Below are 26,931 nucleotides of genomic sequence, written 5' to 3'. Positions count from 1 at the left end.
TGCCGGGAGCGGCACTAGGCGAGGCCCAGCTTCTCGGCGGCGGTGGCCGCGTCGACCGGGACCGTGACCGGCTGCGGGGCGCCCGCGACGGCCCAGTCGGGGTCCTTGAGGCCGTTGCCGGTGACCGTGCAGACGATCTTCTGGCCGGGGTCGACCTTGCCCTGCTCCGCGGCCTTCAGCAGACCGGCGACCGACGCGGCCGAGGCGGGCTCCACGAAGACGCCCTCCTGGGAGGCCAACAGCCGGTACGCGGACAGAATCTGGCGGTCCGTCACCTCATCGATGAAACCACCCGATTCGTCCCGGGCGTTCAGCGCGAACTGCCAGGAGGCGGGGTTGCCAATCCGGATCGCGGTGGCGACGGTCGACGGGTCCTTGACGACCTCGCCGCGGACGATGGGCGCGGAACCCGACGCCTGGAAGCCCCACATGCGCGGGGTGTGCGAGGCCATGCCGTCCGCGGCGTACTCCTTGTAGCCCTTCCAGTACGCGGTGATGTTGCCCGCGTTGCCGACCGGGAGGACGTGGATGTCGGGAGCGTCGCCGAGGGCGTCGACGATCTCGAACGCGGCGGTCTTCTGGCCCTCGATGCGGACCGGGTTGACCGAATTGACCAGCGCCACCGGGTAGTTGTCCGAAAGTGAACGGGCCAGCGTCAGGCAGTCGTCGAAATTGCCGTCCACCTGGAGGATCTTGGCGCCGTGCACCAGCGCCTGCCCCATCTTGCCGAGCGCGATCTTGCCCTGCGGTACGAGGACGGCGCAGACCATGCCGGCCCGGACCGCGTACGCGGCGGCGGAGGCGGAGGTGTTGCCGGTGGAGGCGCAGATGACGGCACGCGCGCCCTCCTCCTTGGCGCGGGTGATCGCCATCGTCATCCCGCGGTCCTTGAACGAACCGGTGGGGTTGGCGCCCTCGACCTTGAGGTGCACCTCGCAGCCCGTGCGCTCGGAGAGGACCTGGGCGGGGACGAGCGGCGTGCCGCCCTCACGAAGCGTGACGACCGGCGTCGTTTCCGTGACCGGGAGCCGGTCCCGGTACTCCTCGATGATGCCGCGCCACTGGTGGATGCCCTTGCTGGTCATGGGTCCTTACTCCCCTTCAACACGCATGATGCTGGCGACACCGCGCACGGTGTCGAGCTTGCGCAGCGCCTCGACGGTCGCCGAGAGGGCGGCATCGGGCGCGCGGTGGGTGACGACGACGAGGGACGCCTCGCCGCCGTCCTGTGCGGCGGCGGCCGCGTCGACGCCGCTCGCGCTCCTGCCCTGCTGGCGGACCGTGTCGATCGACACGCCCTGCTCGGCGAAGACCGTCGCGACCTGGGCGAGCACGCCCGGCCGGTCGGCCACGTCGAGGCTGATGTGGTACCGCGTGACGACGTCGCCCATCGGGCTGACCGGCAGCCGCGTGTAGGCGGACTCGCCGGGGCCGGTGGTCTCGCCCAGCTTGTTGCGGCAGACCGCGACCAGGTCGCCGAGGACCGCGGACGCGGTCGGCGAGCCGCCCGCGCCGGGGCCGTAGAACATGAGCTGCCCGGCCGCCTCGGCCTCGACGAAGACCGCGTTGTACGCCTCGCGGACGGAGGCCAGGGGGTGGCTCAACGGGATCATCGCGGGGTGCACCCGCGCGGTGACGGAGTTCCCGTCGGCGGCGCGCTCGCAGATCGCGAGGAGCTTGACGGTGCAGCCCATGCGGCGGGCGGAGGCCATGTCGGCGGCCGTGACCTCGGTGATGCCCTCGCGGTGCACGTCACCGATCCTGACCCGGGTGTGGAAGGCGATACCGGCCAGGATCGCGGCCTTGGCGGCGGCGTCGAAACCCTCCACGTCGGCGGTCGGGTCGGCCTCCGCGTAGCCGAGCGCGGTGGCCTCGTCGAGCGCCTCGGAGTATCCGGCGCCGCTGGTGTCCATCCGGTCGAGGATGAAGTTGGTGGTGCCGTTCACGATGCCGAGGACCCGGTTCACCTTGTCGCCCGCGAGGGACTCGCGCAGCGGTCGCACCAGCGGGATCGCCCCGGCCACGGCGGCCTCGTAGTAGAGGTCCCTGCCGTGCTTCTCGGCGGCGGCATGCAGGGCCGCGCCGTCCTCGGCCAGCAGCGCCTTGTTCGCGGAGACGACGCTCGCCCCGTGCTCGAAGGCGGTGGTGATGAGCGTACGGGCGGGCTCGATGCCGCCGATGACCTCGACGACGACGTCGATGTCGCCCCGTTTGACCAGGGCCGTCGCATCGGTGGTGATCAGTGCGGGGTCGATGCCCTCGCGCACCCTGGAGGGACGCCGGACGGCGACACCGGCGAGCTCGACCGGCGCGCCGATGCGCGCGGCGAGGTCGTCGGCGTGCGTCGTCATGAGGCGCGCCACCTCTGAGCCGACCACTCCACAGCCCAGCAGCGCCACCTTCAGCGGACGCGTACGCATCATCCGACCTCGATTCCTCAACCTCTGATATCTGGACCAGTCTCACTCAACGGACGGGAGTTTCTGTCATACGTCCGGATCCTGAGACATCTATTTCATCAGCCGACATCGAGACGCAGGAGATCTTCCTCCGTCTCACGCCTGACGATCACACGCGCCTGCCCGTCGCGCACGGCGACGACGGGCGGACGCAGGGCATGGTTGTAGTTGCTCGCCATGGAGCGGCAGTACGCGCCGGTGGCGGGCACGGCGATCAGGTCGCCGGGTGCCAGGTCGGACGGCAGGAAGGCGTCCCTGACCACGATGTCGCCGCTCTCGCAGTGCTTGCCGACGACGCGGACGAGCATCGGTTCGGCGTCGGAGGCACGGGAGACGAGCGCCACACTGTACTCGGCGTCGTACAGAGCGGTGCGGATGTTGTCCGACATGCCGCCGTCGACACTGACGTACGTACGCAGCCCCTCCAGGGGCTTGATGGTGCCGACCTCGTACAGCGTGAACGCGGAGGGGCCGACGATGGCGCGCCCCGGCTCGACGGAGATCCTCGGGGTGGCGAGGCCGGCCGCCTCGCACTCGCGGGTGACGATGTCGCCGAGCGCCTTGGCGATCTCGTGCGGCTCGCGCGGGTCGTCGTCGGAGGTGTACGCGATGCCCAGCCCGCCGCCCAGGTCGATCTCGGGCAGTTCGACACCGTGCTCGTCGCGCACTGCGGCGAGCAGCCCCACCACGCGCCGGGCGGAGACCTCGAAGCCGGCCATGTCGAAGATCTGCGAGCCGATGTGCGAGTGGATTCCGATGAGTTCGAGCCCGTCGAGGGCGAGCGCCCGTCGCACCGCCTCGGCGGCCTCTCCCCCGGCCAGCGCGATCCCGAACTTCTGGTCCTCGTGCGCGGTCGCGATGAACTCGTGCGTGTGCGCCTCGACACCCACGGTCACCCGGATCTGTACGCGCTGCCGCTTGCCGAGCCGCTGAGCCACGTGGGCGACGCGGGCGATCTCCTGGAAAGAGTCGAGCACGATCCGCCCGACACCGACGGTGACCGCCCGCTCGATCTCCGCGACGGTCTTGTTGTTGCCGTGGAAGGCGATGCGCTCGGCGGGCATCCCCGCGTCCAGCGCGCAGGTCAGCTCGCCGCCGGAGCAGACGTCGAGGTTGAGGCCCTCCTCCTTGAGCCAGCGCACGACGGCCCGCGACAGGAACGCCTTCCCCGCGTAGAACACATCGGCGTCCGGCCCGAAGGCGTGGGCCCAGGCCCGGCAGCGGGCCCGGAAGTCGCTCTCGTCGAGGATGTAGGCGGGAGTGCCGAACTCCTCGGTCAGCCGCGCCACTTCGATCCCGCCGACGGTGACGGCGCCGTCCGCGTTCCGGGCGACGGTACGGGACCAGACCTTGGAGTCCAGGGCGTTGAGGTCGGTGGGCGGGGCGGTGTAGTGCCCCTCCGGCAGGACATCGGCGTGACGGGGCCCGGCGGGATGTGCGGAACGGCTCATGGTGCTTGCTCTGCTCTCTCGGGTCTCTCAGAGGACTTCGGGTGCGCTGATGCCGAGCAGGGACAGGCCGCCTGCCAGCACCGTCCCGGCGGCCTCGGCGAGGGCGAGTCGGGAACGGTGGGCGGCCGAGGGTTTCTCGTCACCGACGGGGAGCGGTGGGGCGCTGTCGTGGAAGTCGAAGAATGCCCGCGCGACCGCCTCCAGCTGCCGGGCAATCCGGTCGGGCTCCCGGTGCCGAGCGGCGGCGGCGAGCACGTCGGGATGGTCGGCGAGGAGCGCCGCGAGCGCGTCCGTCACGGCCTCCGCCCGCTCCGCGCCCCCTGGCCCGGCGCCACTCCCGGGACCCTCGTACGCGGCGGTGAACCCCAGCTGCCGGGCGTTGCGGCTCAGGGCCCGGGTGCGCGCGTACGCGTACCGCACGCGGAACAGCGGATTGCCCTCCCGCTGCGCGAGGAGCGCGTCGTCGCCGGTGTCCTGGGGACGGTCGTGCGGGGCGGCCCGCAGCAGCGCCCAGCGCGCGGCGTCGTTCCCGAGCCGCGCGAAGAGATCGCGGTCGGCGGCGGGCACCGGCATCACGTGCAGCGCCTCCCCACCCGCGGCCCGCGCGCCCACGGTCGCTCCCTGGGCCCGTAGCAGCCGCTCGACGGCCTCGGCGACGACCAGGGCGCGCACCTCCTCGACGGGCGCGAAGGACACGGTCGTACCGGCGAGGGCGTGCCCGTGCCCGTACTCCCGGCCGCTCCTCGCGATGTCCCGGACGAGCGCGCCGATCCGGTCGGCACCGTCCAGCAGGCGGAAGTTCAGGAAGCCGGGCCCCGTGACCTCGACCGCGCCGATCCCCGGCACGCCCCGCACCCGCTCGCGGATGATCTCGGCGACGTCCCTGGCCGGCAGCGCGGCGGGCCGGGCCAGCTGGAGGGCGACGGCACAGGCGTAGTCCCCACGCCCACCGGGCCTGGTCCGCTCCACCCGCACGCGCGCGGGCACGGGCGCGCGCAAGGCGTCCTCGTCGACCGCGCGACGCACAGCGTGCAGCACGGCCCTGGAGAGATCGGCGGGGGTCACAGGACAAGCGTATGGGAGGAAGGGGGCCACCCCGCGACCCCGTTTCGCCATGCGGTCACCCGGCGGCGCTCCCCGCCCTCCCCGCCCCCTGTCTGCCGTCGGCCGCGGGCGGCTCCGTCCGGTTCGCCAACTCCCCCACGAGCCGAACCAGTTCACTGGGCTCGAAGGGCTTCGCCAGGAACGCGTCCACCCCCGCGGCGACCCCGGTGTCCACCTCGCAGGGGGTGCAGGCACTGATGATCGCCAGGGGCAGATGTCTGGTCCGCGGATCGGAACGCAATCTGGTGGCGGTCTGCAGACCGTCCAGCCGGGGCATGACGACATCGAGAGTGATCACATCGGGACAGACCTGATGCACCAGATCCAGACACTCGACACCATCGGACGCGGTCACGACCTCGAAGCCCTCAAGCTCGAGATTGACCCTGATCAACTGCCGGATGACCTTGTTGTCGTCGACAACAAGCACGCGGCCACACGCGCCTGACACACTCCGAGAGTAGGTGCGGCGTAGGGGCTGCGTCCGGGTTTTGCCCATTTCCGCCCCCGGACGAGTGGTGCGGGCGTGGCCGGATGTACGCCGTCCCTCCGCCCTCCCCGCCCGCCGACCTGCACGGGCCCTCTCGGCAGCGCGGAAATACCTGTTCACGGACCCCCCGTGGAAGCTGGTAGTGTTTCTCCCGTCGCCGAGCAACACGGCGAAACGCCCCCGTAGCTCAGGGGATAGAGCAACGGCCTCCGGAGCCGTGTGCGCAGGTTCGAATCCTGCCGGGGGCACCTTGCATGAGGTGCCCAAAGACCCCGTCACCAGCGGAAACGCTGAGGCCGGGGTCTTCGCGTATGTCAGGCGTGTGCCGCCTGGAGCGGCTGTATGTCGGGGTCCGTGGACTATTCGTGGACAGGATCTTGGAGCGTCTGCCCAGGTCAAAGCAGCTACTTCGGACGCGGACACAGCCCGGCGTGCCAGTCCCGCTCCAGATCCGCTGCGGCGAATACGCTGCGAAGACGTCCAACCTGACGTCCTTGATATTGCGTACACACAACGGACTGCCGCACGGCGGCGGCTCTTCACGTCGGCCCGGATGGCACAGCTGCCGGATGCAGGAAGGGGTGTGACATGAGGTCCCCAGGCGTGTACCTGAGGGAGATCACCGAAGACAACCGGGATGCCGTTCGTGCCCTCCGCGTCCGACGTGACCAGAAGCAGTTCGTCGCCTCCGTGTCCAAGTCGCTCAAGGAGGCGACAAAGAAACCGGAGGCCAATCCCTGGTACCGCGCCCTGTACCGCGACGACGAGCCAGTCGGCTTCGTGATGCTGTCGTGGAAGCCGCCGGCTGGTCCTTACAAAGGGCGGCACTTCATCTGGCGCCTCCTCGTCGACAAGCGGTACCAGGGGCGAGGGATCGGCCGAGAGGCGCTCACGCAGATCGCCACCCTGGTTCGCGCGGACGGCGCCACCGAGCTGCTGACCAGCTACGAGCCCGGCGACGGCGAACCGTGGCCCTTCTATCAGAAGTTCGGGTTCGAGCCCACCGGGGAGATCGACGACGGCGAGATCGTTCTGCGGCTCACCTTCCCCACTCGGCGAGCTCATACGGAAAGCGATCACCCCTAGTACCGCATCAGGCAACGTTCGCCCTGGGCGGTCTGCGACGATGACTCCATGGACGAAGAAGTCATTCCCATTCTTCGCGTCGAGGACGCTGCGGCGGCTGTCGCTTGGTACGAGCGGCTGGGCTTCGTCAAGCAGTGGGAACACCGCTTCGAGCCGGGACTTCCCGCGTTCATCGAGGTCGCCCGGGGCGGGGTGCGGTTGTTCTTGTCGGAGCACAAGGGCGATGCCCGTCCCGACACGTTGGTCTACCTCCGTGTTCGTGATGTCGAGGCCATCGCCTCCGAGTTCGGTGTGCAGGCGAAGGATGCTCCGTGGGCGCGTGAGATTGAGCTGCGCGACCCCGACGGCAACCGACTGCGGATCGGCACGCCGACGGAATGACCATCGTCGGCAGCGCGCGGCAGGAAGCTGTGCTGGTGGCTGAGCAAGTACGCGTCCGCGAGATCGATGACGACGAGGGGCGGCGCCTGCTGCGGATCATCCGCCGGGGCACCGGGTCGGTGGTGACCTGGCGGCGGGCCCAGATGATCCTGCTGTCCGCGCAGGGCATGCCGGTCGCGAAGATCGCCGAAGTGACGTTCACCAGCGATGACCGGGTCCGCGATGTGATCCACAACTTCAACACCGACGGCTTCGACTCCCTGTATCCGAAGTACAAGGGCGGTCGGCCCAGGACGTTCACCCTGCCCGAGCGGCGCGAGATCAAGAAGATCGTCTGACCTCAGCCGTTTACTGACAGTTCTCGACGCATCATGTCTCGGTAGTCGTAGTGGCGCACCTGAAACTCCATCGCCTCGTCCATGGTCATGTTTTCCTTGGCTACATAGACCTCGGCAGCGACAGTCTGGGCTTTCTCCGCCTGTTCCCTCAAGAACTCCACCAACTCCGCGGCTGTGGCCTCCGGATGCAGTTCGAACCATGTCGCTGCCAGCTGATGGCAGTACGTGTGCATCATGGCCTGGTTGTGCGCCATGAAGTCTTGGGTCGCGTTGCGGCGAGTCATGGGTCAAGCATGCCGAGATGAGGGCGCCTGTGTGGCTCTTTCGGCAACAAGCGCGCCCTCCAAGCCGCTTTGAACGCCGTGGACTGTTCGTGGACAGGCTCCGCTCTAATGATCAAAAACGCGGCGTGACCAGTAACGTTACGCAGAACAACAGGGCTCTCCGGAGCCGTGTGCGCAGGTTCGAATCCTGCCGGGGCACCTCGAAGAAGGCGCCAAGGCCCTGAACCACGGAAATGCGATTCAGGGCCTTTGTCATACCTGCCGACACGCACGGCCTCATCGGCCGCGACCGCTCGGTCCGGCAAGACTTCGACCTGCGACGTCGACGCCGTCAGGCAGACAGACAGCATCCTCAATGTCCGGTCCCGCGCACTCGCGCCGTACGGACATGTGCGGGGCGAACCGCCTCGCAGACTCGTCGGCCCGGGGCCTGATGCCTCTTCATCAAGGGAGGCGTGTTGAAAGGTCGGCGACAAGCTGGTGCACGTGCAGCCGCGTCGCGGACTGGCCCATGGGGCCACCGTGACGGCGGAGGGAGCGCCGTGGAACGGCGCTCCCTCCGGCCCGTCTCAGACGTCGACCGACGACCGGCGCACGAGTCCCTCGGCCGCGCCGGCGGTGATCAGGCAGCGGTACTCCAGCCCCTTGAAGCGGTACATCGTGCCGATGAGGACGCCCTGTTCGCCCTTCCTGCCGTCCAGCACCGCGCCCAACGCGCAGACATCGGCCGCCCGGTCCAACCGGTGCTCGCCCCGGGCCTGTTCCGGCGGCATGCACAGCACCGACCCGACGACGAAGCCGGCCGCCGTCAAAGTGGTCCGGCGTTCCGCGAGTACGGCGAGCCCGAAGTCGATCACCTTGGGGCCGTACCGGGAGGGCAGGATGTTCTGCGGCTTCAGATCCCGGTGCTGCAGTCCGGCCTCGTGCACGGTGCCGAGGCCCTCGGCCAACAGCGCCCCGAGGCCGGCGGTTTCGGCGAGCGGGAGCGGGCCGGGTGCGCTGACAAAGGTGCGAAGATCCGGCCCGGGGACGTGCTCCACGGCGATCCACGGCCGGTCGGCATCGGCATCGGCCCCCACGAAGGCCGCGACGAACGGCCCGTAGACGGTGCGGAGGCTCTCGGCCTCGGACAGGAAAGGCGAATCCGCCGATCTCCTTCGGGTCGTCGTCCCGCAGTGGCTCCACGTGCCGCGCCTCCCCCATGTGGTCGGTGTGCGCCACTTTGGTCCACGGGCGCCCTGGACTCGCCGAATTTGTGCGACGGGCTGGTGCGGCCCGCCCCGAGGCCGGTCCGCAGCCAGTGCGACCAGCCGGTGCGGCCCCACCCGAGCCCGGCTCAGAGCCCGTGCTCGTCCATCAGCCGCATCAGGTTGCGCTTGCGTCTCTGGGTGGTGCGCAGGGCGGTCACGTACGCGGTGAACTCGTTCGGTGTGTCCAGGCGACGGTGGCAGTCGCGCATGCTGAGCAGCAGGCCGACGAGCCGTTCGTAGAGCGCGTTGCCCGTCTGCCGGGTGAGCGGTTCGGCCAGGCGCAGGTAGACGTCGAGGGCGTCGGAGGGGCGGTCGGGGCGGGCGTGGTCGGCGAGGGCGAGCCACTGGCGGTCATGGGCGCCGGTTTCGGTGGCGGCCTGCCAGGCGGCGTCGATGTCCTTGTCGTCGAGCAGGGCGTCGACCAGGACGGAAACGCTGTGGCTCCCCGGCCGTCGTTCGGCGTCCGCGCGCAGCAGGACCAGGGCGCGCTCGCGCTCGGGCGGCCAGCGGTCGGCGGTCCGGGCGGCGGCGCGCAGGTGCTGGTAGGCCGACAGGGTGCGGTGGGCGTCGAAGTGGTCGCGGCGCAGGGCGACGGCGTCGGCGAGCCGGTCCGCCTGTGTGTAGCGGTCGGCGAGATAGTCGACGAGGGCGGCGTCCAGGTCGGCGGCCTCCTCGCTGTCGCGGATGCCGCGTTCCGCCCACTCCAGGGCCTCCGCGGGCCGTCCCGCGGTGTCCAGTTCCCGGGCGATGGTCAGGTGGGTGGAGCCGTCCGGGGCGAGGTCGGCCGCGTGCACGGCGATCACCATGTCCGCGTCGCCTCCCGCCTTGGCCAGACGTTCCATCAGGTACTTCTCCGCCCAGCCGGTGCGGTTGGACCGCCAGGCCTCCACCGCGTGTCTCCGCAGGGCCGTCATCCCCTGCTCACCGAGAACGTCCTCGTAGTCGAGCGGATCGATGTCCGTGAAGTCGCCGTCGTCGTGGAGCGCGTGCTCGACGAGCCAGTGCGCGAGTTCCTCCGGGTCGGGGTCGGCCGCGCGGCATGCGTCGTGGTGGGCGTCGGCGAGGGCGGCGCCGACCTGCCCGAGCCATCCGTCGGAGTCGTCGACGTTCTCCGCCGCCCCGGCCAGCAGCCGGATGGCCTCCCGCGCCAGGGGGATCGCGTCGGCGGCCCGGCCGGAGCCGGTCAGTTCCCCGATCGCGGACGCCGCCTGTCCGGCCTGATCGGCGTAGGCACGGGCGGCGGCGTACTCGACGTAGCCGTACTGGGCGAAAGGACCGATGTCGAGCAGCTCACGGATCCGGGACCGGGCCCAGGCCAGGTCCCCTCGGCTGCTCGCGACCCGCAGTTCCAGTCGGCGCCGGAACTGCCGGTCCTCGGCGATCCGGTCCCGTACGAGTTCCAGCAGCTCTTCCTTGGACAGGTCGGACAGCCAGGCGTCGAGGGTCTGCGCCCGGCTCCGGGCCGCCTTCCGCTGCTTCGGCAGGCTCGCCGACCGGGCGAGCAGGCTCAGGCCGAGTGCGACCAGGTGTTTGCAGAAGTTGCCTTCCAGGCCGTACGGGCAGTCGCACTCGCCGGACAGTCCGCGAGGTCCGTCCAGCGTCAGTTCCACCTCGTACCGCTCCGTGCCGTGGATGGTCGCGGTGGCACCATCGTCACCGACCTCGATCCCGGACACCGCATCGAGATATCCGGTCCCGCGCTCGAAGGAACGGGTGCCCGCCAGCGCCCTGAGATTCGCCTCGGTGAGGCCCTTCGCGACTCTTTCCACGCCTGCTCCGGTCCTGGTGCTCGTGATGGATACACACCCTACGACCGGTGGTCGGACCGGACCGGCGATCCTTCGGAAGAGCGGCCCATCGGTGGCCGCGGGACAGCTGGTGTCCACCGCTCGCCCTGGACCGCCCGTCCCACGAACGTGCGTCAACCACCCTTTCCGTGACGCGGATGGGCGGACCATTTCGCTCTCGTGGGGCATGCCTGGGTCCGATGCCATCGAAAATCCCGGGCCCCGGCGCCGACTGCTTGTTACGGTGACGGCGCTCGTCGGGGAGGCATGACATCCGGGCGGGCGTGCGAGTGACGTCAGGTCAGAAAGGGCGGACGATGCGGCAGGCGACCACGACTCCGGCAGGAAAGGTCCGCATGACGACGCACAGGAATCCGACGCCTCCCCATGAAGAAGCTGAACCTTGGCATTCTCGCCCACGTTGATGCCGGCAAGACCAGTCTCACCGAGCGCCTGCTGCACCGCACCGGAGTGATCGACGAGGCGGGCAGCGTGGACGTCGGCACCACGCAGACCGACTCGATGGAGCTGGAACGGCGGCGCGGCATCACCATCCGGTCCGCCGTGGCCTCCTTCGTCCTCGACGGTCTCCAGGTCAATCTCATCGACACACCCGGGCACGCCGACTTCGTCTCCGAAGTGGAGCGGGCACTGGGCGTCCTCGACGGCGCCGTCCTGGTCGTGTCGGCCGTGGAAGGCGTGCAGCCGCAGACCCGCGTCCTGATGCGGACGCTGCGCAGGCTGGGGATCCCCACACTGATCTTCGTCAACAAGATCGACCGTGGTGGCGCGCGCTACGACGACGTGCTGCGGGAGATCCGCGACAGGCTCACCCCCGGTGCGATCGCCCTGTCGACCGTGTCCCGCATTGGTACGCCGCACGCCAACGCGGTCCCACTCGCGCCGGACGACGACCCGGCGTTCACGGAGCGGCTCGGGGAGCTGCTGGCCACGGGGGACGACGCCTTCCTCGCCGCGTACCTGGACGAGGAGCGGATGCCGACCGGGAAGGAGTACGCGGAGGAGCTGGCCGCGCAGACCACGCGCGGCCTGGTGCATCCGGTGTACTTCGGGTCCGCGTTGACCGGCGAAGGCCTGGGGCACCTGCTCCGCGGTGTCCGGGACCTGCTTCCGGCGGCCCACGGTCCCGAGGACGCACTGCTGCGGGCGACCGTGTTCAAGGTCGAGCGCGGACCTCGCGGGGAGACGGTCGCGTATCTGCGGTTGCACTCCGGCACACTGGGCGCGCGCGAGCGGGTGACGCTGCACCGGGTCGACCACCTGGGCCGGACCACCGAGCATGCCGGACGGACGACTTCCGTACAGGTCTTCGCACGCGGATCGGCCACCGTCGAGGCGCGCGCCTCCACCGGGGACATCGCACAGGTCCGAGGGTTGAAGGACGTCCGCGTCGGAGACCGGGCCGGGCGGCTCGACGGCCCTGCGCCGCGACGCTTCTTCGCGCCGCCCGGTCTGGAGACCGTGGTCCGGCCGGAGCGGCCGGCGGACGCGGCGCGGCTGCACACAGCCCTTCGTCTGCTCGCCGAACAGGACCCCTCCGTCGACCTGCGGCAGGACGAGGAGAACGCGGACGGGTCGGTGGTCCGCCTCTACGGGGAAGTGCAGAAGGAGATCCTCGCCGCCACGCTCGCGGAGTCCTTCGGGGTGCGGGCCCGTTTCGACCGGACCCGCACGGTCTGCATCGAGAAGCCCGTGGGAGCGGGTGAGGCCGTGGAGGAGATGGACACACGGGCGCACAACTACTTCTGGGCGACCGTGGGTCTGCGCGTCGAACCGGCCGGACAGGGCGCCGGTGTGGTCTTCCGGTTGGCGGTGGAGCTGGGATCGCTCCCCCTGGCCTTCCACAAGGCCATCGAGGAGACCGTGCGCACCACCCTGCGACACGGCCTGTACGGCTGGCAGGTCACCGACTGCGCCGTCACGCTGACCCGCACCGGTTTCGCCAGTCCGGTCAGCGCGGCCGATGACTTCCGCAAGGTCACACCGCTGGTACTCATGAACGCGCTCCAGCAGGCCGGCACCCGGGTGTACGAACCGGTGAGCGCCTTCGAACTGGAGGTGCCGGCCGCCCGGCTCAGTCCGGTACTGGCGAAGCTGGCGGAGTCGGGTGCCGTCCCCGGCGTACCCGTGGCCGACAAGGACGTATTCCGCCTGGAGGGGACGATGCCGACCAGCCGCGTCCACGAGTTCGGCGGGAGAGTTCCCGAATTGACCCGGGGAGAGGGGGTGTTCTTGTCCGAGCCGCGGGGCCACCGACCCGCTACCGGAGTGATTCCCGTGCGGCCCAGGCCGACGGGCGCCGATCCGCTGAACCGGGACGAATACCTGTTGCATGTACTCAAGCGCGTCTGAATCAGCGTCGTACCGCGCGCGCGGTGTGGGGGCGGCCGGGCCGTCGGCCGCCCCTGCTGACCGGTCACCGTCCGCCCCGTCGGCCCGACCGCCCGGCTGTCCGGCGAACCGATGAACCAGCGGAACGGCGGATGCCGAGGTCGTTATGCGTCCGTGCCCTCCGGGCCGCCGTTGCCGATCTGTTCGGCCCGCAGCGCGAGGTCCTGGAGCACGTCGGCGGAGGTCACGTCCGTCTGTCCGGAGTCATGCACCTGGGCGAGCATCGCGAAGGCCAGGGTGAATGCGCCGACCAGTTGTTCCACCGCACCGCCGACCTCGCGGCCGACGAGGGTCGCGACCTCTTCGATGGTGGCGTCCTCGGGGATCGTGATCCGGGGCATCGTCTCGTTCAGAAGCGCGGTCACCACGGTCGAATCGGCTTCCACGTCGTCGCGGTCCCCACTCTCCTCGAGCAGTCGGCGGATCTCGCCCGCCTCCGTGAGGATGCCCACCACGCGCTTCACCACTTCGCTCTGCTCCATGCCGTGAGCATAGGCGCGGGGGCGCGCCTCGTGGGGGCGGTCGCGCGTATGCCGTACGGGAAGTCGGGGGCGCGGCGCCGATCGTGACCGCGTTCGGCGTATCGCTCCGGTTCGGCGTATCGCTCCAGAAGGGGCGTCGGCGTGTCACGGGTGCTTCGTGGCTCCAGGCGGGCGGGAGCGCCCGGACCGGTCCCGCTTCCCCGGGCCGGTCCCGGGGACGTTCGGGCCTCCGCCCCGTCCGTTCCCGTCTCGGTCCCGGCCTCCGTCCGGTCGTGTCCCGTCTCGGTCCCGGCCCGGCCTCCGTCCGGTCGTGTCCCGTCTCGGTCCCGGCCCGGCCTCCGTCCGGTCCCGGGCCGGTCGCGCCTGTCATCCGCACGGGCGGTCGGAGAAAGGCGGCGGCCTTCACGCCGGTCTTCGTGACGGCCTTCGTGACCGTCTTCGGGGCGGGAGCTTCGGTGTCACGCAGAGGAACGTTTGCTTGAAGTCGCGGTCTTCGCCGCCGACTTGGTGCCGGACTTCGCGGTGGCCTTCCTCTCCGACGTCTTGGCGGTCGTCGACTTCTTCGCCGTCGATCGTGAGGCGGTCTTCTTGGCGGGCGCCCGGCTCGTCGTGGACTTCGTCTTCTTCGCCGCCGCCTTCTTGGGAGGCGCCGCGGCCTTCTTCCTCGCTCCGGTGCCGCCCGACTTCTTGCGGTCGGCGAGCGACGTGACCTCGGCCATGGAAGCCTCCGCCCGCTCCTCGCCCGCTTCCGGTTCCGCGGGCCGCGGCTCCTCGCCCCGGGCCTCCTTGGCCTCCCGGACGCTCTTCTCCAATGCGGCGACCAGGTCGATGACCTTGCCGCCGGGGGCCCCGGCCTTCGCGGGCTCCAGGGTCCGGCCCTCGGCCTTCGCCGCGATGAGTTCCTCGACGGCCTCCCGGTAGTCGTCGTGGAGCGAGTCCATGTCGACCTCGCCGAGGGTGTCCATCAGCGCGTCGGCCAGGTCGAGTTCGGCGTCGCGCACCGTGACGTCGACCTCGGGGGCGACGCCCTCGGGACTGCGGATCTCGTCCGGCCAGAGCAGGCCGTGCATGGCGATCACGTCGTCGACCACCCGCAGCATGCCGAGCCGTTCCCGCCCGCGCAGCGCGTACTTCGCCACGGCCACCTTCCGGCTCCGCTTCAGCGCCTCCCGGAGCAGGGTGTACGGCTTGGCCGCCGGGACGCCGTTGGCGGAGAGGTAGTACGCCGCGTCCATCTGGAGCGGGTCGATCGAGGTCGCGGGCACGAAGGCGACGATCTCGATCGTCTTGGTGGTGGGGAGCGGGAGCGAGCCGAGCTCCTCGTCGCTGATCGGGATCATCGAGCCGTCGGCGTCCTCATACGCCTTGCCTATCTCGGCGGCGGTGACCTCCTCCCCGTCGATCTCGCAGACCTTCCGGTACCGGATCCGCCCGCCGTCGGCGAGGTGGACCTGGCGGAACGAGATCGAGTGGCTCTCGGTCGCGTTGACCAGCTTGATCGGAATGCTGACCAGCCCGAAGGAGATGGCGCCGTTCCATATGGATCTCACAGTTCGCCCCTTGTGTGCGCATGAGGTCTGGATGGATGCGTTGGATGCGTACGAGCCGCGCTCGGTGCCCGTTCTATGCCTGTATGCACGGAAACCATGTGACTCTTATCGTATGACGCCGATCACAGAGGTGGAGGGGCGACGGCTGGCGCTCAGCAATCTCGACAAGGTGCTGTATCCGGCCACCGGCACCACCAAGGGCGAGGTGCTCCACTACTACGCGACCGCGGTGGCGCACTCCCTGCTGGCCCACCTGAGCGACCGGCCCGTGTCCTTCCTGCGCTATCCGGACGGGCCCGACGGGCAGTGCTTCTTCACCAAGAATCCGCCGCCCGGTACGCCGTCCTGGGTACGGACCACTCCGGTGCCGCACCGCGAGGACAAGCAGGCCAGGCAGGTGGTCGTGGACGATCTGGCCTCGCTGATGTGGGCGGCCAACCTCGTGGTGGAGTTCCACACCCCGCAGTGGCGCGCCGGGGCACCCGGGACCGCCGACCGGATGGTGTTCGATCTGGACCCGGGGGCGCCCGCGACCGTGGTGGAGTGCTGCGCGGTGGCGCGGTGGCTGCGCGACCGGCTGGCCTCGGACGGGCTCCTCGCCTGCGGGAAGACCTCCGGGTCGAAGGGGCTGCATCTGCTCGTGGCGGTGGAGCCGACCCCTGCCGAGCAGGTGTCGGCCTACGCGAAGAAACTGGCCGTCGAGGCCCAGGAGGCGCTTCCCGACCTGGTGGTCCACCGGATGATCCGCGCGTTGCGGCCGGGGAAGGTGTTCATCGACTTCAGCCAGAACGCGGCGGCGAAGACGACCGCCACCCCCTACACCTTGCGCGCCCGCCCCGAGCCGACCGTCTCCGCACCCGTCACCTGGGAGGAGATCGAGGAGTGCCGGGCGCCCGGAGAACTGGTCTTCCTGGCCGGTGACATGGCGGCCCGGCTCGCACGGCACGGCGATCTGCTCGGGCCGCTCAACGACCCCGAACGGGCTCGGCCGCTGCCGACGCGGGGCTGAGAGCCTGTCGGGTGACCTCTGCCAGGGCGTGGCCGCCCGGTCAGAGGTCACCGACAGGCTCTGAGGCGCTCCGCGGCCCCGGCCGTTGCCGCCGTGCCACCGCCCCGCCGTGCCCGTGCCCGCGCCCACTCCCATGTCCGTACCCGCGCCCGTGTCCGTACCCGCGCCCATGTCCGTGCCCCGCTTCTCCCGTCCCCCACCCGCTCCCGCCCCGACTCGTTGTGGTTTTCTTGACCAGCCACGATCAAGCCCGTGCGACGGCGACGGAACGGAGAACCGTTGCGGACACGCACACCACCGGGCCCGGTGGCAGCCGTACCGACCATTCGGCACGACCACAGGAATGGAAGTGATCACGCGCGTGCGTATCCCCCGTCCCCGCCCGATCCCGGATGCCCGCTTTTCAAAGGACCGCCTTCCGGGAGCACGCCTCCTGGGCGCGGCGCTCGTCGGGGGTCCCGGCCTGACCGGCTGCTCGGCGGACGGGCCGTCGGCCTGCCGGAGCGACTACCCGGCACACCGGCCCCTGCGCGTCGCCGGCCATCCCTCCACGGGCGGTCCGGAAGTGGTGCAGAAAGCCGTGTGGCGCCTGGCGGACGGTGACGCGGACGGCCTGTGACAGCCGTTCGCGGTCGGCGGCCGACGGGCAGCCGACCATGGTCCCGCGACCGACGGGGCCGGACACCGGAGGAAAACGTTCCGCCCGGTGATCCGATAGCGCATGACGAGAACTTTGTCATGTCCGTCAGGAAAAGAACGCATGCAGAGGGCACACGGTCGGACCGTGGTGCACACTCTGGCAGACACTGCTTCGTGTGAATCGCGTGGGGAGGCGAGGGCGTGTTCGCAGGGATCGACGAGGTCGACTGGGCCTCGATGGAGCATGCCTACGGGCCTGCCGATGACATACCGGCGATGCTGCGGGGGCTCGCCTCCGACGATCAGGTGGTGCGCGAGGCGGCACTGGACGGCATGTACGGGGCCGTGCACCACCAGGGCGAGGTGTACGCCTGCACACTGGCCTGCATTCCGTTCCTCTTCGAGCTGATCGTGGATCCGGACGTCCAGGACCGGGGCAGCGTCGTGGAGCTGCTCACCAGCATCGGCGGCATCGATCTGGGCGAGGACGACGAGGACGAGATCGCCGAGGAGGAGATCGAGGGGGCGGCGAACTACGCGATGGCGGCGACCGCCGTCACCGCGGGGTCCGGGGTGTTCTGCGAGCTGATGGCCGACGAGGACCCCGGGGTGCGGCTCGCCGCGCCGCTGGCGCTCGCCGGGCTCCACAGCCACCCGTCGCGGGTGCTCGCGCTGCTGCGGGAGCGGCTGCCGGTGGAGCCGTCCGAGGAGGTGCGGCTCGCGCTGGTCGAGGCGGCCGGACGGGTCGCGCTGCGGCACCGTTCGCTGGCCGGGGAGGCTTCGGCCTGGCTGACCCGGCTGACCGGCGAGGGATTCCCGCCCGGGCTGCGGCTCGCCGCGCTGGCCCAGTTGGCGCGGTGCGCGCCGGACGCGCTGCCGGGCGATGTCGTACGGGTGGTGACGGGCCTGTTGCGGCAGCTGCGCCAGGCCCCCGCACGACGCTCCGCCCCGACCGCCCACGGCACGGGCGAGCCCCGGACCGGCCCGGCGGCCGACGTGATCGCGGCCCTCGACGCGCACCCCGAGGCGTCCGGCGCCGGGGAGCCGCCGACGGAGGAACGGGCCGCGCCCCCGGCCCGGCTGGGCCAGGCCCGGGCGCTGTCCGGCGAGGAGGTCCCGGCCCGCACCGCGCCCTGGACCGCGGATCTGCTGCGTACGCTCCACACCGGCCTCGACGACCGGGTCGCCGAGCGGACGGCGCTGCTGACCGATCAGCTGCGCAGCCCCGCCCACCAGCAGCGGATCGACGCGCTCCGGATGAGCAGTGCGCTGATCCGGGTCTGGCGGGGGTCCTACGACGAGCTGGTCCGGCTGGTCGGCGAACAGCTCGCCACGCCCGAGCCCCGGCTGGCCGGCGCCGCGGCCCAGGTGCTGGAGGACCTTTTCGGGCTGGCCGCGCCCGCCTCCGACGCGCTGGCGGCGCGGGTCGCGGCGGATCCCGCCTCCTGGGTACGGGACTGGCCCAGCGGTCCCCCGGCGCTCGGCAGCGCGGTGAAGTCGCTGGCCCGCCTCGGCGACCCCCGTGCCGTACCCGCACTGGCCGCGGCCCTGGAGCGGCGCGAGATACCCCACGACGTGGGGTTCGCCATCGGCTTCCTGGGACCGGCGGCGGCCCCGCTGACGGGGGTGCTGCGCCGCAGGCTGGGCGAGGTCCGGCTGGACGAGGCGGCGTACGACCGGGCGAGCCCGCTGCTGATGGCCCTGACCGCGATACCCGCGGGCGAGGCGGTGCCGGAGGTGCTGCGGGTGCTGCGCGGCGCCCCGGCCTACCGGGGCGAGTGGCTGCGTACGGCGGCACTGCGGGCGCTCGGTTCGTTCGGGCCCGCCGCGGGTGATGCCGTACCCGATCTGCGCGTGCTGCTGCGCGACCCCGGGGCGGTCTCGGCGGTGGAGGCCATCGAGGCGGCTCAGGCCCTGTGGGCGGTCGACGGGGACACCGACGCCGTACTGCCGGTGCTGACCGAGGGGCTGCGGGCGGGACGTGTCCACGAGGTGCGCGCCGCCGTCAACGCCGTGGCCGGGCTCGGGGCGCGGGCGGCGGCGGCAGCGCCCCGGCTCCGTGCGCTGCTCCACCACGAGGAGTTGTGGCTGCGGGTGGACGCGGCGGCCGCGCTGTGGGAGGTTTCGGGGCGGGCCGGGGAATCCGTTCCGGTGCTGCTGGCGGCCTGGGAGCGAAGCCGTCAGTCCCGGGTCCGCGTGGCGCGCTGCCTGGCGCGGATGGGGGCCGCCGGTGCCGGGCCGGACGCGACGGGGATGCTGCGCACCGAACTCGCCTCCGCACGCCGCCACAACGCGATGGACGGCACCTTCGGCAGCCACGACACATACGACGACGAACAGCTGCTGGCGTTCTGTCGGCAGGCGCTTCCGGGCGACACGGGGAAGGGACCCACGGCGTGATCATTTTCGGTACGCGGGGATATCTGTACCAGCTGGCCGTGCTGACGCTGGTCTGTGGCTGGTGCGGCAATCCGGCCGCGCACACGCTGCGCAAGCGGGTCACCAAGTTCACGCTGTTCTTCGTACCGCTGTTCCCGTTCTCGACGAAGTTCGCGACGCAGTGCACGTTCTGCGGCGGGGAGCAGCAGATACCGAAGGAGCAGGCGGAACAGCTGCTGGCACAGCACATGGCCGCGCAGCAGGGCAACCCGTTCGGGCAGGCGCCGGGGCAGGGCCAGGGGCACCCCGGGTACGCGCCGGGCGGGCCCGGTCGGAACCCGTACCAGAACTGAGACCGGTCACCTGCCGTACGCGGTGGCCTCGTTGATCAACACGCCAGAGTTTGCGCTCCACAGCCCGGATTCCGTTCAAAGAACGCCGATTTCCGGTCACAATCCGGTCAAGCCCGATTCACCATCACTTACCCCGCCGCATCTGGTCTGACAACATCACCAGAAGGTCTGAGGCGACGGTGGCAGCAGAGGCTTGGGGGAAGCCGAGTGACGACGTACGGGGGGCGTTTCGCGGCGCGTTCGGGGCGTTCGGGGCGTGCAACGCTCGTCCTGGCGAGGGCGCGCGCGCATCGCACGCTGATCACCGCCGCGCTCGTCACCGTCCTGCTGACCACGTCCGTGCTGGCGGCCCTGGCCGCCTACTCGACCGCGATCGGCGACGCGGCCCTGCGCCACTCGCTGGCCGAGCCGCGCAACGCCGCCGATGCCGCGCTGGTCGTCAAGGCCGAGGTGGCGGCCGATCGTCGCCGGGCCGCCGACGCCGCCGTACGCGACGGAGCGCGCCGGATCTTCGACGGGCTGCCGGTGACCGTACGGACGCTGGTGCGCTCCGGTCCGTACGCCCTGCCCGGAACCACCCGGGCCGCAGCCGCCCGGCCCGGCGACAAGCCCGACCTCACGCACTTCGCGGCGCTCGACTCCGCGCAGGTGCGGATCAGCGAGGGGCGCCTGCCACGCGCGGGCGCGCCGGACGTCGAGGTGGCGATGCCCGAGGCCGCCGCGCGGCGGCTGCGACTGGCGCCGGGCGCCCGCCTCACCGTCACCGACCGGCTCGACGGGCCGCCCGTGCGGATCCTCGTCACCGGCGTGTACCGGCCCGTCGACCCGGCCTCCCCCTACTGGCTGCTGGACGAACTCGGCGGTCGGGGCGTACGCACGTCCACCTTCACCACCTACGGCCCCCTGCTGACGACGCCCTCCGTCGTCACCGGCGACCGGGTGAGCGACGGAGGGTCGGCGTGGCTCGCCTCCGCCGACTTCGCCCGCCTCACCGCCGACCGCATCGGCGCCCTGCGCGATTCCGCGCGCACCGGGCCGGCCACCCTGCTCGAACTGCCCACCGGGGACGACAGCAAGGGCGGCGTGGTCGGCGGGACGACCGCGAGCACCGCCCTCCCCGAGCTCCTCGACCGGGTCGAGCGCTCCCTGCTCGTCTCCCGCTCCACCCTCCTGATCGTTGCCCTCCAGCTCGCCCTGCTCGCGATCTGCGCGCTGTTGCTCGTGGCCCGGCTGCTCGCCGCCGAACGCACCGGCGAGACCCGGCTGCTGCGCGCCCGCGGCGCCTCCCGCGCCACCCTCGCCGGCCTCGCCTCCCGGGAGGCGCTGCTGCTGGCCGGGCCCGCTCTGTTGATCGCCCCGCTGCTGGCGGGCCCGCTGATCCGGCTGCTGGCCGGGCAGGGGGCGCTGGCCCGGCTCGGGCTGGAGCTGGAGGTGCCGGCCGGCGGACGGCTCGGGGTGTGGCTGACGGCGGCCGGCGTGGCGCTGGGGTGCGCGCTGGCGGTGACCCTGCCGGCGGTCGCGGCGACCGGGTTCCGCGCGTCCCGCGCCCGCGCCCTGCCCGCTCCGCTGCGGGCCGGGGCGGACCTGGGGCTGGTGGCGGTGGCCGGGGTCGCCTACTGGCAGCTGGCCCGCCGCACGTCGGGCGCGGTGAGCGCGGACACGACCGGCGCCCTGGGCATCGACCCGCTGCTGGTCGCCGCGCCCGCCCTCGCGCTGCTGGCCGGCGCGGTCCTGACGCTGCGTCTGCTGCCGCTGGCCGCCCGGCTCGCCGAGCGCCGGGCGACGGGCGGGAGGGGGCTGGCCGCGGCGCTGGCCGGCTGGCAGCTCAGCCGCCGCCCGGGGCGCGGCGCCGGTCCCGTACTGCTGCTCGTCCTGGCCGTGGCACTCGGCGTCCTGGCGATCGGCCAGGGCTCCTCCTGGGAGCGGTCGCAGGACGACCAGGCCGACTTCGCGGCGGGCGCGCCGGTGCGGGTCCTGGGCACCGGCGGCGACGAGCTCGGCCGCACGCAGGATTACGCGGCCGTGCCCCACGTGCGCGAGGCCGTCCCCGCCGTGCGGAAGACCCTGACGCTGTCCGGGCGCCGCACGGCGACGGTGCTGGCGCTGGACACCGCGAACGCGGCGGAGACCGTCCTGCTGCGCCCCGACCTGGCGCCCGCCCCGATGAAGCGGCTGCTGGCGGAGCTGGGTCCGTCGGGTGGGTCGGCGGGCGCGCGCGTGCCCGCCGGGGCGACCCGGCTGACGCTGACGGCGACCCTGACCGGTTCGGCGCGGGGCACGAAGGGCGCGGCGACCGTGACCCAGACGCTGGAGGACGACCACGGCGTCCCCTACTCGTTGCCGTCCGGCGAACTCCCCGCCGACGGGCGCCCGCACACACTGTCCGTCGAACTGCCGAGCAGCCACGGGCCGTTGAAGCTCACCGGGGTGGAGCTCGTACTGCCCGTGCCGTCCCTCCGAGCCGAACAGCAGACCCTGACCCTCGACTCCCTGACCGCGACGACCGGCGCCGGCACGGCACGGCGAGTGCCCCTGCCGGCGTCCTGGACGGCGGCCTCCGGCACCAACGGGCAGGGCGCGTCCGACTCCAGGACCTCGCCGACCCGCCCGCGCGTCCGCCCCGCCGCGCACCCGACCGTGGTGTACGGCACGGGCTACGTCCCGTCCTACCAGCCCTGGCTCAAACCGTCGCTGACACTGCGCATGCAGGTGACCCGGCCCAGGACCACCGCGGTGGCCGCCCTCGCCACCGACCGCTTCCTCGCCTCCACCGGCGCCCGCCCCGGTCAGACGATGGACATCGCCTTCGACGGGCAGAACGTGCCCGTGCGGATCGTGCGCGCCCTGCGGCAGATGCCGACGACCCGGGGCGGGGAGCAGGACGGCGACGGCGGCGCCGTGCTCCTCGATCTGCGCGCCGTGAACCGGGTCCTCCAGACGCGCTACGGGGCCGCCGTCGCGCCCACCGAGTGGTGGCTGCGGCCGGACTCGCCCTCGGACGGCGCGGGCATCGCCACCGCTCTGCGCGCCCGGCCCGACCTCGATCCCGGGCAGATCGTCGTGCGCGACGAGATCGCCGCCGAGCTGCGCGACGACCCGTTCGGGGCGGGCCCGGAGGCCGCGTTCACCGCGGCGGCCGGGGCGGCGGCGGTGCTGGCCGCGCTCGGGTTCGCGGTGAGCGCGGCAGGGGCGCTGCGGGAGCGGAACGCCGAGTTCGCGATCCTGCGTGCGCTGGGTGCCCCGCGCCGCCGGCTGGCCCGTGCCGTCGCGGCCGAGCAGGGCGTCCTGATCGCGCTGGCGCTGGCCGTGGGCACGGGCCTGGGCATCGCCCTGACCCGCGCGGTGCTGCCACTCATCGTCCTGACCGGCGAGGCCGCCCGCCCGGTGCCGGATCTGCTGGTGGCACTGCCGCCGCTGCGGGTGGCCGCCCTGCTGACGGCCGTGGCCGCCGTCCCGGTCGTCGTCGTGGCGCTGCTGGCGGTGCGCCAGGCCGATCCGGTGCGGGTGCTGCGGGAGGGGGAGTGACGTGGTGATCCCGTTCAGGCGTGGGGAACGTGCCGCCGCCCCCTGGGTCCGCACCCGTCTGCGGTCGGCCCCCGGTGCCGCGCTCGCCCTGGCGCTGCTGGTGGCGGTGACCGCCTGCCTGGCCGCCGCGTTCCCGCGCGCGGTGGAGCGGTACGAGGACGCGGGCCTGCGCCGCTCCGTCGAACGGACGCCCGCCTCCCGGAGCGTCGTCCAGCTGTCCGCCCCGGCACCCCTGACGGTGGAGATGTCGCAGGAGCAGCGCGAGCAACTCATGCGCCCCGCCACCGTGAAGGACGACTACGACAGCATCCTCGGCACGGTCCGGCGCCCCTTCGTCCCCGACCTCGGCCAGTCGTCGTACGGCGTGGCCACGTCCGTGAACCATGAGGTGCCCGACCCCTGGCTGCCCCGGCCGAGCGGGCATCCCGCCCGGGTCGCGCTCGTCGCGCAGGCGGGCCTGGCCGGCCACGCCCGGCTGGACGAGGGCCGTCTGCCGCGCGCGTCCGGCACGGTCACCGCGACGACGCCCGAGGTGGAGGCGGCGGTCAGCGCGGAGACCGCCAAGAGCCTGCGCATCAAGGTCGGGTCGGTCCTGCACGTCCCCGACGCGGGCCGGGGCACGCTCGCCGTCCGGATCACCGGCATCGTCGCCCCGCGCGACCGGGACGGCGCCTACTGGGCGGCGGACACGCTGCTGCGCACGCCCGCGCTGACGCGGGTGGTGCCCGCCGACCCGGACTCGCCCCGGTACTGGCTCGGCGCCCTGCTGCTGGCACCCGAGGCCGCCCCCGTGCTCCTGCGCGTCGAGGAGCTGCCCCACCGCTACTGGCGGCTGGCCCCCGCACCGGACGCCCTGCACCACCGTGACCTGGGCGCGCTCGAATCCGCGGTCGCCTCCCTGGAGTCGGGCCCCAGTCTCCAGCAGTTGCGCGAGACCGTCGATTTCCTCCTGGAGTCCTCCACCGACCTCGACGACGTGCTCGCCTCCCACTCCCGCCTGCGCTCCGGCCTCTCGACGCTGATCTCGATCGCGGCGTTCGGCAGCGGTACGGTCGCCGTCGTCGTCCTGGCGATGGCGGGCGGCCTGGCCGCCGACCGCCGCCGCACCGAACTGGCCCTGCTGCGCGCCCGCGGCGCCTCGCTGCCGGGTCTCGCCACCCGTCTGCTCGCGGAGACGGCGGTGGTCGCCGTCCCGGCCGGCGCGCTCGGCCTGGCCGTGGCGATGTGGGTCCTCCCCGGCGCCCGGGCGCTGCCCGCGGTCCTGGCCGCCCTCGCGGTCACGGTCGTCGCCTGCGCCGCCCTCCCGCTGCGCGCGGCCGCCGTCCACCGGCATGTCCACGTCCCCGCGGTCCGCCAGGACGTGACGTCCGTACGGCCGTCCCGGCGACGTACGGTCGCGGAGCTGACGCTGGTGACGGTGGCCGTCGGCGCGGTGGTGACCCTGCGCCGGCAGGGCACGTCCGGCGGGTCCGGCGATCAGCTGATCGCGGCGGCGCCCGTGCTGGTGGGGGTGATCGCCGCGCTGCTGCTGGTCCGCCTCCACCCCCTCCCCCTGCGTGGCCTGGCCGGCCCGGCCGGGCGGCTGCGCGGGGTGGTGAGCCATCTGGCCCTGGCCCGGGCCGGCCGCGGTTCCGCGTCCGCGGTGCTGCCGCTGCTCGCCCTGCTCACCGCCCTCACCACGGCCGCGTTCGGCGGCTCGGTCCTGGCGGGCATCGGCGAGGCCCGGGACCACTCGGCGCTCCTCGCCGTCGGGGCCGACGCCCGACTGAGGTCGCCGGTGGATTCCCTGCCGGCGGGGCTGGCCGACCGGGTGCGCCGGGTCTCCGGCGTGCGGGAGGTGACGGCGGTGAGCATCGCGTACCAGACGAAGCCGAACGACGGGCGTCAGGCCGTGCCGGTGGTGGGCGTGGATCCCGGCGGCTACGCGGAGCTGACGAGGCGGACGGGGCTCGGTGCCTTCTCCGAAGGAGTCCTGAAGAAGGGCCGGGGCGGCCCGGGGGCCGACGCCGTGCTGCCCGCCGTGGCCTCCCCGAGCGTGGCGGACGCCCACGGCTCGGCCCCGTTCCCCGTCAGCATGGAGGACGGCAGCAGTGTCACCGTCCGCATCGTCCTCGTCCGGGACATCACTCCGGCCGTGACGGGCGCCGACTTCCTGGTGGTGGACCGCTCCGGCCTCGGCGCCACGGCGGCCACGCCGACGACGCTGCTGGTGACGGGCCCGGACGTGGACGGCCGTGCCCTGCGCGAGGCGGCCGGGGGCGCGGTGTCGGTCAATCTCCGCGCCGACGAGAGAGCCCGGTACACCGACTCCCCCCTCCAGTCCGGCGTGGAGCACCTCTACACGGGGGCGGTGGCGGCAGGCGCCGGCTACGCGGTGCTCGCGCTGCTCCTGTCGCTCCTGCGCGCCGCTCCCGAGCGCATCGCGCTGCTCGCCCGGCTCCGCACCATGGGCCTCACCCGTTCGCAGGGCCGCCGCCTGCTCGTCCTGGAGTCCCTTCCCCAGGCCGTGCTCGCCGCGGTGGGCGGCGTCCTGACCGGCTGGGCGGCGATCCGCCTGCTTTCCCCCGGCATGGACTTGACCGGGGTGGCCCTGCCGTCCTCGGCCGCTCCCCCGGAGCAGACCCCGCTGCACGCCGACGCCTGGTCGCTGACGGTGCCGGCGCTGGCCGTGGTCGCGGTGACGGTGGGAATCGCCGCCGTGCAGGCGTGGTGGGCGGGGCGGAGAGGGGCGGTACGGGAATTGAGAGCGGGCGACACGAAGTGAGAAGGACGGCGCACCCCGTCCCCGGCGGCCTCGGCGCCAGATCCTGGGAGCTCCGGCCGCCCCGGCCCCCGGCCCCGGCGGACTCGGCTGCCCCGGCCCCTGACCTCGGCGGACTCGGCCTCCGTTCCGGCGGCCCCACCCGCACGCCGCGGCCCCGGCGCGCCCCCGGCCGGCCGCGGCCCCCCATCGACCAAGGAGCCCGATGACGACGAACCCCACCCTCGCCGAACTGGCCGACAGGGCGACCGCCACCCGCGACCGGCCCGCCTACGGCCACGACGCCCTCATCACCTGCGACCGTCTGGTCCGCATCTTCTCGGTGGAAGGCGTGGAGGTGCAGGCCCTCCAGGGCCTCGACCTGCTCGTCCGCAAGGGCGAACTCATGGCCCTGGTGGGCGCTTCGGGCAGCGGCAAGTCCACCCTGATGAACATCCTGTCCGGCCTGGACACCCCCACCGCCGGGGCGGCCCAGGTGGCCGGCCACAACCTGCTGGCCATGACCGCGAAGGACCGCCTGAACTACCGGCGCAAGGTGGTCGGCTTCATCTGGCAGCAGACCTCACGCAACCTGCTGCCGTATCTCACCGCGGCCCAGAACGTCGCCCTGCCCCTCCAGCTGGCAGGCGGGCGGCGCCGCTCCCGGGCCCGCGCCGAACGCGCCCTGGAACTGTTGGAGTTGCTCCAGGTCGCCGACTGTCGAGGCCGCCGCCCGCACGAGATGTCCGGCGGTCAGCAGCAGCGGGTCGCGATCGCCGTGGCCCTCGCCTGCGATCCGGCGGTGCTGTTCGCCGACGAACCCACCGGCGAACTCGACTCCCACACCGCCGAGCAGATCTTCGCCGCCTTCCGCACGGCGAACGAGGAGTTGGGCACCACGATCGTCATCGTCACCCATGACCGCGCCGTGGCCACCGAGGTCCGCCGCACGGTCGCCATCCGCGACGGCCGCACCTCCACGGAGGTCCTGCGCCGCAGCGAGGTCGACGAGACCACCGGCAACGAGACGCTGGTGGCCCGCGAGTACGCCATGCTCGACCGGGCGGGCCGCCTCCAGCTGCCCACCGAGTACACGAAGGCGCTCGGCATGCGCGACCGGGTGGCGCTGGATCTGGAGCAGGACCACATCACCGTATGGCCGGACGACAGCGGGCACAGCTGATCGCCGGCCGTGACCGGACAGCGGTGCAC

Annotated in this window: 19 protein-coding genes, 1 tRNA gene and 1 pseudogene; 11 read left to right on the top strand and 10 right to left on the bottom strand. The window is 72.4% G+C overall.

Annotated features, from left to right (window positions below):
• Nucleotides 1-14: 14 nt before the first annotated feature.
• From thrC to AMK22_RS04965, 5 genes are all read right to left on the bottom strand, one after another.
• On the bottom strand, nucleotides 15-1,085 hold the full coding sequence (thrC, locus tag AMK22_RS04985; protein WP_073781958.1) for a threonine synthase: 1,071 nt from the start codon (nucleotides 1,083-1,085) through the stop codon (nucleotides 15-17).
• A 6-nt stretch (nucleotides 1,086-1,091) separates the two neighbouring features.
• Complete coding sequence (locus AMK22_RS04980; RefSeq protein WP_199883120.1) at nucleotides 1,092-2,423, bottom strand: homoserine dehydrogenase; 1,332 nt, start codon at nucleotides 2,421-2,423, stop codon at nucleotides 1,092-1,094.
• 95 nt (nucleotides 2,424-2,518) lie between these two features.
• Nucleotides 2,519-3,910 carry a diaminopimelate decarboxylase gene (lysA, locus tag AMK22_RS04975; protein ID WP_073781957.1) on the bottom strand — a complete coding sequence of 464 codons (1,392 nt, stop codon included), beginning with the start codon at nucleotides 3,908-3,910 and terminating at the stop codon, nucleotides 2,519-2,521.
• Between the two features lie 27 nt (nucleotides 3,911-3,937).
• Nucleotides 3,938-4,975 carry an ArgS-related anticodon-binding protein NrtL gene (gene nrtL, locus AMK22_RS04970; protein ID WP_073781956.1) on the bottom strand — a complete coding sequence of 346 codons (1,038 nt, stop codon included), beginning with the start codon at nucleotides 4,973-4,975 and terminating at the stop codon, nucleotides 3,938-3,940.
• Between the two features lie 55 nt (nucleotides 4,976-5,030).
• Complete coding sequence (locus AMK22_RS04965) at nucleotides 5,031-5,513, bottom strand: response regulator (RefSeq protein ID WP_073781955.1); 483 nt, start codon at nucleotides 5,511-5,513, stop codon at nucleotides 5,031-5,033.
• 167 nt (nucleotides 5,514-5,680) lie between these two features.
• Here AMK22_RS04965 and AMK22_RS04960 point away from each other — a divergent pair.
• From AMK22_RS04960 to AMK22_RS40570, 4 genes and pseudogenes are all read left to right on the top strand, one after another.
• Nucleotides 5,681-5,752 (top strand) — tRNA-Arg (locus AMK22_RS04960).
• A 340-nt stretch (nucleotides 5,753-6,092) separates the two neighbouring features.
• Nucleotides 6,093-6,590, top strand: coding sequence for a GNAT family N-acetyltransferase (locus AMK22_RS04955; RefSeq protein WP_242433834.1), 498 nt, complete (start codon nucleotides 6,093-6,095; stop codon nucleotides 6,588-6,590).
• A gap of 48 nt (nucleotides 6,591-6,638) precedes the next feature.
• A complete protein-coding gene (locus tag AMK22_RS04950; protein ID WP_073781953.1) occupies nucleotides 6,639-6,971 on the top strand; it encodes a glyoxalase superfamily protein in 333 nt (110 codons plus the stop codon).
• A gap of 35 nt (nucleotides 6,972-7,006) precedes the next feature.
• Nucleotides 7,007-7,303, top strand: a pseudogene (locus AMK22_RS40570) (helix-turn-helix domain-containing protein); the annotation flags it as partial.
• Nucleotides 7,304-7,311: 8 nt separating this feature from the next.
• On the opposite strand, the gene AMK22_RS04940 reads toward AMK22_RS40570, so the two are convergent.
• The 3 genes from AMK22_RS04940 to AMK22_RS04930 form a co-directional block, all read right to left on the bottom strand.
• Complete coding sequence (locus AMK22_RS04940) at nucleotides 7,312-7,593, bottom strand: hypothetical protein (protein ID WP_073781952.1); 282 nt, start codon at nucleotides 7,591-7,593, stop codon at nucleotides 7,312-7,314.
• 569 nt (nucleotides 7,594-8,162) lie between these two features.
• Nucleotides 8,163-8,918, bottom strand: a complete 756-nt coding sequence (locus AMK22_RS40565; RefSeq protein WP_073781951.1) for a protein kinase domain-containing protein — start codon at nucleotides 8,916-8,918, stop codon at nucleotides 8,163-8,165.
• 11 nt (nucleotides 8,919-8,929) lie between these two features.
• Nucleotides 8,930-10,801, bottom strand: coding sequence for an SWIM zinc finger family protein (locus tag AMK22_RS04930; RefSeq protein ID WP_443333271.1), 1,872 nt, complete (start codon nucleotides 10,799-10,801; stop codon nucleotides 8,930-8,932).
• 216 nt (nucleotides 10,802-11,017) lie between these two features.
• Between AMK22_RS04930 and otr(A) the strand changes: the two genes are divergently transcribed.
• The gene (gene otr(A) / locus AMK22_RS04925; protein WP_073781949.1) at nucleotides 11,018-13,003 is read left to right on the top strand and encodes a tetracycline resistance ribosomal protection protein Otr(A); all 1,986 of its coding nucleotides are present in this window, start codon (nucleotides 11,018-11,020) and stop codon (nucleotides 13,001-13,003) included.
• A gap of 143 nt (nucleotides 13,004-13,146) precedes the next feature.
• Here the strand turns inward: otr(A) and AMK22_RS04920 are convergent, their stop codons facing one another.
• Complete coding sequence (locus tag AMK22_RS04920) at nucleotides 13,147-13,524, bottom strand: hypothetical protein (protein WP_199883119.1); 378 nt, start codon at nucleotides 13,522-13,524, stop codon at nucleotides 13,147-13,149.
• Between the two features lie 458 nt (nucleotides 13,525-13,982).
• Nucleotides 13,983-15,074 carry a non-homologous end joining protein Ku gene (gene ku / locus AMK22_RS04915; RefSeq protein WP_073781948.1) on the bottom strand — a complete coding sequence of 364 codons (1,092 nt, stop codon included), beginning with the start codon at nucleotides 15,072-15,074 and terminating at the stop codon, nucleotides 13,983-13,985.
• A 112-nt stretch (nucleotides 15,075-15,186) separates the two neighbouring features.
• Here ku and ligD point away from each other — a divergent pair, with 112 nt between their 5' ends.
• From ligD to AMK22_RS04880, 6 genes are all read left to right on the top strand, one after another.
• Nucleotides 15,187-16,083, top strand: a complete 897-nt coding sequence (gene ligD, locus AMK22_RS04910; RefSeq protein WP_073781947.1) for a non-homologous end-joining DNA ligase — start codon at nucleotides 15,187-15,189, stop codon at nucleotides 16,081-16,083.
• An 840-nt stretch (nucleotides 16,084-16,923) separates the two neighbouring features.
• A complete protein-coding gene (locus tag AMK22_RS04900) occupies nucleotides 16,924-19,122 on the top strand; it encodes a HEAT repeat domain-containing protein (protein ID WP_073781945.1) in 2,199 nt (732 codons plus the stop codon).
• The gene (locus tag AMK22_RS04895) at nucleotides 19,119-19,454 is read left to right on the top strand and encodes a zinc-ribbon domain-containing protein (protein ID WP_073781944.1); all 336 of its coding nucleotides are present in this window, start codon (nucleotides 19,119-19,121) and stop codon (nucleotides 19,452-19,454) included. Before AMK22_RS04900 ends, AMK22_RS04895 begins: the two co-directional genes overlap by 4 nt.
• A 207-nt stretch (nucleotides 19,455-19,661) precedes the next feature.
• Entirely contained in the window at nucleotides 19,662-22,979 is a 3,318-nt protein-coding gene (locus AMK22_RS04890; protein ID WP_242433832.1) for an FtsX-like permease family protein, read from the top strand.
• A 4-nt stretch (nucleotides 22,980-22,983) separates the two neighbouring features.
• Nucleotides 22,984-25,743, top strand: a complete 2,760-nt coding sequence (locus AMK22_RS04885; protein ID WP_443333270.1) for an FtsX-like permease family protein — start codon at nucleotides 22,984-22,986, stop codon at nucleotides 25,741-25,743.
• 202 nt (nucleotides 25,744-25,945) lie between these two features.
• The gene (locus AMK22_RS04880) at nucleotides 25,946-26,902 is read left to right on the top strand and encodes an ABC transporter ATP-binding protein (protein ID WP_073781943.1); all 957 of its coding nucleotides are present in this window, start codon (nucleotides 25,946-25,948) and stop codon (nucleotides 26,900-26,902) included.
• Nucleotides 26,903-26,931 lie beyond the last annotated feature (29 nt).

Source organism: Streptomyces sp. CB01580 (assembly GCF_001905795.1).
In the GTDB taxonomy this organism is placed as follows: Bacteria; Actinomycetota; Actinomycetes; order Streptomycetales; family Streptomycetaceae; genus Streptomyces.
Note: the sequence above shows the minus strand (reverse complement) of the source record. Positions and strands in the feature narration are given on the sequence as shown.

Coding starts and splice junctions, on each gene's coding strand:
- AMK22_RS04965 (WP_073781955.1), bottom strand. CDS start 5,513: ATGGGCAAAACCCGGACGCAGCCCCTACGCCGCACCTACTCTCGGAGT.
- AMK22_RS04940 (WP_073781952.1), bottom strand. CDS start 7,593: ATGACTCGCCGCAACGCGACCCAAGACTTCATGGCGCACAACCAGGCC.
- AMK22_RS04955 (WP_242433834.1), top strand. CDS start 6,093: ATGAGGTCCCCAGGCGTGTACCTGAGGGAGATCACCGAAGACAACCGG.
- thrC (WP_073781958.1), bottom strand. CDS start 1,085: ATGACCAGCAAGGGCATCCACCAGTGGCGCGGCATCATCGAGGAGTAC.
- AMK22_RS04920 (WP_199883119.1), bottom strand. CDS start 13,524: ATGGAGCAGAGCGAAGTGGTGAAGCGCGTGGTGGGCATCCTCACGGAG.
- AMK22_RS04950 (WP_073781953.1), top strand. CDS start 6,639: ATGGACGAAGAAGTCATTCCCATTCTTCGCGTCGAGGACGCTGCGGCG.
- AMK22_RS04880 (WP_073781943.1), top strand. CDS start 25,946: ATGACGACGAACCCCACCCTCGCCGAACTGGCCGACAGGGCGACCGCC.
- ligD (WP_073781947.1), top strand. CDS start 15,187: ATGACGCCGATCACAGAGGTGGAGGGGCGACGGCTGGCGCTCAGCAAT.
- AMK22_RS04980 (WP_199883120.1), bottom strand. CDS start 2,423: ATGATGCGTACGCGTCCGCTGAAGGTGGCGCTGCTGGGCTGTGGAGTG.
- lysA (WP_073781957.1), bottom strand. CDS start 3,910: ATGAGCCGTTCCGCACATCCCGCCGGGCCCCGTCACGCCGATGTCCTG.
- AMK22_RS04930 (WP_443333271.1), bottom strand. CDS start 10,801: ATGGTCCGCCCATCCGCGTCACGGAAAGGGTGGTTGACGCACGTTCGT.